The sequence below is a fragment of the bacterium genome (assembly GCA_030247525.1).
In the GTDB taxonomy this organism is placed as follows: Bacteria; Electryoneota; JAOADG01; order JAOADG01; family JAOADG01; genus JAOTSC01.
This window is the reverse complement of sequence record JAOTSC010000162.1, coordinates 1-7,422: the sequence shown is the minus strand read 5'-3', so window position 1 is coordinate 7,422 and position 7,422 is coordinate 1. Positions and strand designations below refer to the sequence as shown.

At 46.6% G+C, this 7,422-nt stretch carries 9 protein-coding genes; all 9 read left to right on the top strand.

Going from position 1 to position 7,422, the window contains the following annotated elements:
* The coding region (gene uvrC, locus OEM52_12445) for an excinuclease ABC subunit UvrC (protein ID MDK9700949.1) at positions 1 to 1,929 on the top strand (1,929 nt) is incomplete at its 5' end.
* 43 nt (positions 1,930 to 1,972) lie between these two features.
* The gene (locus tag OEM52_12440; protein ID MDK9700948.1) at positions 1,973 to 3,376 is read left to right on the top strand and encodes a hypothetical protein; all 1,404 of its coding nucleotides are present in this window, start codon (positions 1,973 to 1,975) and stop codon (positions 3,374 to 3,376) included.
* Positions 3,377 to 3,393: 17 nt separating this feature from the next.
* Complete coding sequence (locus tag OEM52_12435; protein MDK9700947.1) at positions 3,394 to 3,804, top strand: VOC family protein; 411 nt, start codon at positions 3,394 to 3,396, stop codon at positions 3,802 to 3,804.
* Between the two features lie 15 nt (positions 3,805 to 3,819).
* A complete protein-coding gene (locus tag OEM52_12430; protein MDK9700946.1) occupies positions 3,820 to 4,434 on the top strand; it encodes a hypothetical protein in 615 nt (204 codons plus the stop codon).
* 179 nt (positions 4,435 to 4,613) lie between these two features.
* Positions 4,614 to 4,811, top strand: a complete 198-nt coding sequence (locus OEM52_12425) for a hypothetical protein (protein MDK9700945.1) — start codon at positions 4,614 to 4,616, stop codon at positions 4,809 to 4,811.
* Positions 4,812 to 4,979: 168 nt separating this feature from the next.
* Positions 4,980 to 5,627 (top strand): RNA polymerase sigma factor, encoded by a 648-nt coding sequence (locus OEM52_12420; GenBank protein MDK9700944.1) that lies wholly within the window; start codon positions 4,980 to 4,982, stop codon positions 5,625 to 5,627.
* 1 nt (position 5,628) lies between these two features.
* Complete coding sequence (locus OEM52_12415) at positions 5,629 to 5,979, top strand: hypothetical protein (GenBank protein MDK9700943.1); 351 nt, start codon at positions 5,629 to 5,631, stop codon at positions 5,977 to 5,979.
* Positions 5,980 to 5,987: 8 nt separating this feature from the next.
* Entirely contained in the window at positions 5,988 to 6,560 is a 573-nt protein-coding gene (locus OEM52_12410; GenBank protein ID MDK9700942.1) for a hypothetical protein, read from the top strand.
* 326 nt (positions 6,561 to 6,886) lie between these two features.
* Positions 6,887 to 7,422 (top strand): hypothetical protein (locus OEM52_12405; protein MDK9700941.1); only part of this gene is annotated, 536 nt, incomplete at its 3' end.

Below are 7,422 nucleotides of genomic sequence, written 5' to 3'. Positions count from 1 at the left end.
GTACGACCCTGTTGGTACGCAACAATATTATCTGGTGATGTAAACATGAATGGAAAGAAACGGGCAGGAGCGGAAGACACTCCTGCCCGTTCGCATACCGGTTCACCGGAAGTGTCGTTGGAAGAGAAACTCTCCACTTTACCGGCGCAACCCGGTTGCTATCTCTACAAAGACGCTAAGGGAAAAGTCATTTACGTCGGAAAAGCAAAGTCGCTCCGCAGTCGGGTGCGAAGTTACTTTTCCGGGCGAAGTGATGGCCGCGCGCTATTCAACCGGTTAGTAAATGCTATTCGCGACGTCGAAACGATTATCGTCGAGAGTGAGCGAGAAGCGCTCATTCTTGAAAACAATTTGATCAAACATCACAAACCGAAATTCAACATTGATCTGAAAGACGATCGCTCCTACCCATACTTAAAAATTACTAATGAACCGTTTCCTCGCATCTTCCTAATTCGCCATCCCAAACCGGATAAAGCTCGTTATCTCGGACCATTCATGGAAGTAACGGCAATGCGTGGCTTGATACGCGAACTGAAAAAAGTTTTTCGGATTCGCACCTGCGATTTAAACATTACGGCGGACTCTGTTGCTGCCAAGCGTCATAAGATTTGTCTCCAATATCACATGAAGCAGTGCGATGGTCCCTGTGAAGGTTTGACTGCCGAAGCCGAGTACAACGCGCATGTCAAATCGTTGATTGATATTCTGAATGGGAAGACCAGTGGATTCGAGCGGGAATGGCAAGAGCGGATGTATGCGTTATCCGCTCAAAAACGCTTTGAGGAGGCGGCACTTGCACGAGATCAGTTAACAACTGTACGACATCTTGCTACCCGCCAAAAAGTCATGTCAGTCGAACCTTACGACCGGGATGCGTTGGGAATCTTTCGCGAGGATGAGGAAGCCTGCATCGCCATTCTCCGAATCCGTAACGGAAAGATGGTGGGGCGGTTGCATTACTTTTTGGCGCAGGTAAATCCTGACGATACCGATGCCGATGTGCTTTCGACCTTTCTGCTGCGACATTACGCGACTGCTGATGTTCCCCCGGAAATTACGGTTCCGTGTGATGATGGCGAGTGGAAAACAGTTGCCGATGCGATTACCGAACTCCGCGACGCGAAGTGCCGGTTCGATACGCCAAAGATCGGCGATAAAGCGGGACAAGTCCGTATCGCCAATGCCAACGCGGAGTTGCTGTTCAATGAGCGGAAGTTAGCCCGGCAGAAACGCGAATTTGTTCCTCAAAGTATGAAAGGTCTGCAGGAGTTGTTGAAGTTACCGATGACGCCTAAGCGAATCGAGTGTTTCGACATTTCGCATTTAGCTGGCACCAACACCGTTGCGTCGATGGTTTGCTTTGACAATGCAAAAGCTCTGCGTAGTGAGTACAAGAAATTCATCGTGAAGACTGTTGAGGGGATCGACGACTTCGCCTCGATGAAGGAAGTTGTAGGTCGTCGCTATCGAAGATTGATTGCCGAACAAAAGCCGCTTCCTGATGTCATCTTGATCGATGGCGGTAAAGGGCAGTTAAGCGCTGCGCTTGAGGCGATTACCGAGGCGGGAATTCCCAATCATCCGATTATCGGATTAGCGAAACGGATCGAAGAGGTATTTCTACCCGGTGAAAGCGATTCCCGGATCCTTCCCCGTACTTCGAGCGTTCTCAGAGTATTGCAACAAATTCGCGACGAAGCGCATCGCTTTGCAGTAACATTCCAACAACAACGTCGTAAAGTATCGCTCTTATCGAGACTGGATGAAATACCCGGTGTTGGTGAGCATCGTCGTAACGAATTATTAAAAAGGTTTGGCAGCGTCAATGGTATTCGCGACGCCTCGCTCGAGGAAATTGCCGAAACTGCCAACATCGGCGCGAAATTGGCGCAAGCGATTTTGGATGCGTTAACGAAAGCGAAGTAATTTATCGGATGGATGGAATGTATCATTTAGGTAGGAGAGCATCATGTTTACGAAACGATATGTGAAATGGATTAGTCTTGTGAGTCTCGGGTTGTTTGTTGTTGCGGCAACCATCGGCCTTGCTGCGAATGAATCGACGACGGCATTTGTCTACCCGCCGTTTAAACATACCTGGGGTGTCGTTCGCGGCACTCCAGCAAAACTCTTTATGCTGGTTGGCAATCGGGCGAAATTCTCCGAACCGCGCGGTCTTGCCTGTGTTCGGATGAATAGTTGGGACGATCCGAAACTCACCGCCGACGATGATGAAGTGACGGTTTACGGTGTCAACTCCGGTCAAAATACCATTATATACAATAAGTCGATGTACGAATTGGGTATCTATGGCGACCGCCAATCCGGTGAAGCGAAACTCAAAGACCCGTGGGGCATTGCCGCAAATAGCAACGGTGACGTGTTCGTTTCCGACATGGGCAATCATCGAGTTGTCCGATTGTTTAATCCGAAATCCGAACTGAATTTCGTTTCATCTTTTGGAGGACTCGGTACCGAAAACGGTAAATTTAACCAACCACGCGGCATCGCGTTGGACAACGAAGGTCGCGTCTACGTTGCAGACTACCTCAACAACCGTATCCAAATCCACGAGTCTGATGGCACATTCATTCGTTCGATTTTCGGATTACTTGGTCCGGTTGCAGTATCAGTAACGGATGCGAAAGAGCGCTGGAGTTACAACCACAGTACCAATCGCGAAGCGTTTCTCGTGGTTGTCGATTCTCTCGAGGGTCGAGTTTCCAAGTATTCGCTCGACGGAGTATTGTTAAAACGGGTGACAGCACGAAGTTGGGGTGTCAGTAATGCCCGAATTCAGTTCGCTGCAATCGATTTCTTTTCGCAAGTACTCTTGACCGATGGCTCAAATAACTGTATCTGGAAATTGGATCGCAATCTTAACCTGCTGAGTAAATTTGGAAAACGCGGTTCCGGCGATTATGAATTTGATGATCCCCGTGGTATCACACTGTATCGGCGATTTGGTCAAATCTTCATTGCCGAGCGGGAAGGGGCACAGTATCTCTGGGTTGGTGTCGATTTGTTACGACCCGATTTAAAGTGGGAAGCGCGCAATAGAGTTCTCACTGTAACCGGTTTCCTTACCGAGACCGCAAAAGTCGATATCGATTTACTCGACGCTTCCGGAAAATTAGTAACGCGGATTCAATCGGCGCGAATCAATGCCGGGGCCTTTACCGAAACCTGGGATGGCGCAATTCGCACCTTCCCGAAAACCGGATTAACCGATGCCGAGGAGTCGCAGGTTTCGCGCTTTCAAGTAGGAAATCCGGTTAGTCCAGGCAGTTATCAAATCCGCATTTCAGCGCGGGCAACCTATTCTTCGGTGCGGGAATTCGAGCGGGAAGTAACCCTACCCGTATCACTCTAACTCTTTTGGGAAAACTAATGCCTACACCCGGCACTTTGCATCATGTCGAGCTCTACGTTGCCGATCTGCAACGGTCGTTATCGTTTTGGCGTTGGTTTCTGCTTCGACTCGGTTATAGTGAATATCAGAGTTGGGAGGAGGGTTGCAGTTTTCGCCTCGGCGACACTTATCTCGTGTTTGTCCAAGTGGCTGAGCACCATCGGAAGTTCGAATATCATCGTTGCCACCCCGGCTTAAATCATTTGGCGTTTCATGCCAAATCACGCGCCGAAGTGGACCAGTTGACAATCGAATTGCAACAACGCGGCATCGAAATTCTTTATCCAGAATGTCATCCCAATGCTGGCGGTGAAGGATACTATGCGGTCTTTTTTGAAGACCCCGACCGCATGAAAGTCGAGTTTGTTGCTCCCGATATCACCGAGTAGAAACTGCCAAAAACTATGAAGCAAGACCAACAAGAGCAGGCGATTTTATTCGCCAAAGTAGTAGTATCGCTCCGCAACCATGAACCAGAATTGTGGCGCAGTCATTTTCGATCCGCTTTAACGAGCGGAGTAACAAGTGCAGAACTTTACGAAGCGATTCTGCAGAGCTATCTCTTCTTCGGCTACCCATCCGGTATAGAAGGTCTACGCACCCTATCCGAAGTCGTTGGTACTGATTTCAGACATGATTCCGAATCATGGTCCGATTCCACCGCACTGTGGAAACTCCGGGGAGTTGAAACTTGCCAGAAAGTATACCGCAATCATTTTGAAACACTGGTAACGCGCTTACGCGAAATCACTCCTGATTTAACTGAGTCGATGATATACGAAGGGTATGGAAAAATCATCGGTCGCCCCGGATTATCGTTACCATTACGAGAATTTCTCATTGCTGCAATGCTCGCAACAGGAAGTTTCTCTAAGCAATTTGAAGCGCACCTATACGGCTGCCATCATGTCGGGACACCAAAGGAGTGGATGATTGAGTGGTTTAACAGCGAGTTTGCCCAAATGTCTTTGTCGGCACAACCCATTTGGCAGAAATTTTATCGGAAAGTAATGACTTGACTAATCTTTCTTCAGAGAAACGAATATGGTGCTAAAGTTTATCGTGGTTCGATTCGATAAAAGATTGTATGAGTGAAATATCTGTACTATTTTGTTTGAGATAAAGAACTGTATTGTTGATTTGCTAATAATCTGGTTCTTTTCTTGTTCCATGCAGGTTTCGAGAAGGGGAAACCATCGTGAACTTCGAGCGACTCGACATTATTCATAATTGGCGACAGGCTTACCAAACAACGCCCGACGGTAAACGACGCAATCAGTATTCACATCCTCAAGAAGATGAAACCCGCTCTGACCCCGGAAAAGACGAATCGACTACAACATCTGATCGGAAACTTCCACCTGACCCCGAACACAAAATCGATCTCACAGTGTAACTCGTTTAATCGAATCTCCTTGAATTACCGTCTAATCGAAACCAATTCTAAAGTAATGGCATCTGCACTGATTTGTTTCGGAGTAGGTACATTCTGTTTACCTTTCTTCAACTTACAATTTGCAGAGAACACCATCGGTTAGCTCACACTGGGAGTAGTGGAATTCAATTGATCGATCGACAACAAGAAATCGATGAGCTAAAATCCGGTTCTGAACCAGCTTATCGAAAATTAGTAGAGAATCATCTCGATCAGGTGATTAACATCTGCTATCGCTTCACATTGAATCGTGTAGAAGCTGAAGACCTTGCGCAAGAGACGTTCGTAGAGGTTTACTTCTCAGTGAATAGCTTTCGCGGTGATTCCTCTCTCGCAACTTGGATACATCAAATTGCCGTGCGCAAATCGCTCGATTTGTTGCGCAGTAAAAATCGAGTTAAACGAAAAGGAACTGCAAACAACGGTGATTCGTACGAGGAACAGACTGACGTACAATACACTCGGTGTGCTTCCGACCCGCATCAAGAACTGGAATTCGCCGAACGCCGTGCAGTATTGCAATCGGCATTGGACATACTTCCTGCCAATCAACGAACTTCGTTTGTTCTCAGCAAATGTGAGGATATGTCCTATGAAGCGATCGCAGAGGTAATGAATACTTCGGTTTCATCGGTCACATCGCTGATACATCGGGCAAAGCAGAATTTGCGCGCGATACTAATAAAACACTATTCGAGTCAACCCGAACAAGACGAATCTTTGATGGCAAGGAATTCCAAAAATAATCGTCTAACAGTAGTAAAAGGGAAAAGTTAAAATGAATACGCTTCCGAGAGATCGCGATCGTATCGACATTGAAGTGCAGGCAGCACTCGATAGCTTTGACTCGCTAAAACGTATCGAAGCAAGTCCGTTTTTTTATGCCCGGTTGAAAAACACGATAACTGACGCTGGGCGCGAGCGTACCAATTGGCTCTATCGCATAACACAAGGCTATAAGCTATTACCAGCAGCGTTACTGCTGATCACTATACTGAACGTTTTTTCACTTTCAATGGCATTTTCTCATCGGCAAAAGAGCGCTTCTTCGGAACATGCCGTTCAGGACAGTAGTGAGTTGTTATATTCTTTGAGTCGATGGTCGATGTATAATGAGATGGGGAGATAGCAGAAGATATGGAACGGATAAATTCAAACAAGCTATTGATTAGTAGCATCCTGGTGCTAATCGGATTGAATAGTGTAACCCTCACTGGACTATGGTTTCTAATCTACTCAAAGCCACCGGCACCACCGATGCCAGGCAATCTGATGCCGCGGGGAGATCGTATGTTCAGTGAGATGAACTTCGACACTGAGCAGAGCAAGGCTTTAGAGTTGTTACACCAAAACCACTTTATGAACATTGACAGCACCGAGGACGAGTTACACCAGTTACGCACAAAGATGGTTGATGAGTTGTTTAAAACGATTCCTAACACTGATTCCTTGAACGGATATGCAATGCAGATGGGGGTTGTCCAAGCTGAGTTTGAAAAAAATGTGTTTCGACATTTTCTCGACTTGAAGGCAATCTGTCGTCCTGACCAACTACCAAAGCTGAAAACGACCTTAACAGAGATTATCGATCATATGCACCGCCGACCACCACCGTCACCGCTACACCAGCAAAATCACAATGAAAGACCTGGTAGAAATATGCAAGTTAATCCAGTATCTCCACCCGATCAGCCGCCATCACCACGGTAATCACATCGGTAGCAGGCATGAAATCGAACCGTAGCAACACTGCGGTTCTTTTTTTTACTACTCGACTCTCCAAAACATCATTCTCCCAAATATGTGTTCTGTGTCACAGCGGGTTTGGCGAGAGCATTGGCTACCAACCCTACCCGTGATTTTGCCACGCTCGAAACTGTGTCGGATTCATTGAGTATAGTCACAAACACAAGCACCGCAAGGATTTACACAGTTTGGCGTCTAACTTAATGAAAGGAGTGAAGTCGGGATTACTTACTGATTTCCACCCGCTAATTCAATGTGTTTTGATGTACAATCAATTGTATGGAGCTACAATGCACTGGCTGTCTCGATCTCTGATCGCACTACTTTCAATCGTTTTTTATACCATGTCTTTCGCACAACCGGTTCTCACTTGGACTTCGCCGGTGGGAACCGACTCTTCGCTTTCTGGTTGGATTACCCTGCGCGACAATCCTGTTGAAACAAAGTTTTATCGGATGACTTCGACTTCGATACAAATCATGAACGGTCCTACAAGTACAACTATTAGCTTCACGATTCCAATTGTAGCCGAAGAGTGGGATTACTTCCAACTGTATCCCATACTATATACAACCGGTGACATCACTGGCGACGGTCGCAATGAAATCGTCGTTACGTCGATGGTAGGTACTTCCTCACCCTATCGATATGGATTTCGTTTTGTCAACTCGACGACCGGAGCAAATGTTATCATTTTCAACAACCCGAGCTATAGTTACTACCTCTACTATGTTGACGATATGGACAACAACAATTTGAACGAGTTAATCGTGATGCGGTACAACTTTCTCCTCACGACGAACGAATACAACTATTTGTACTATAT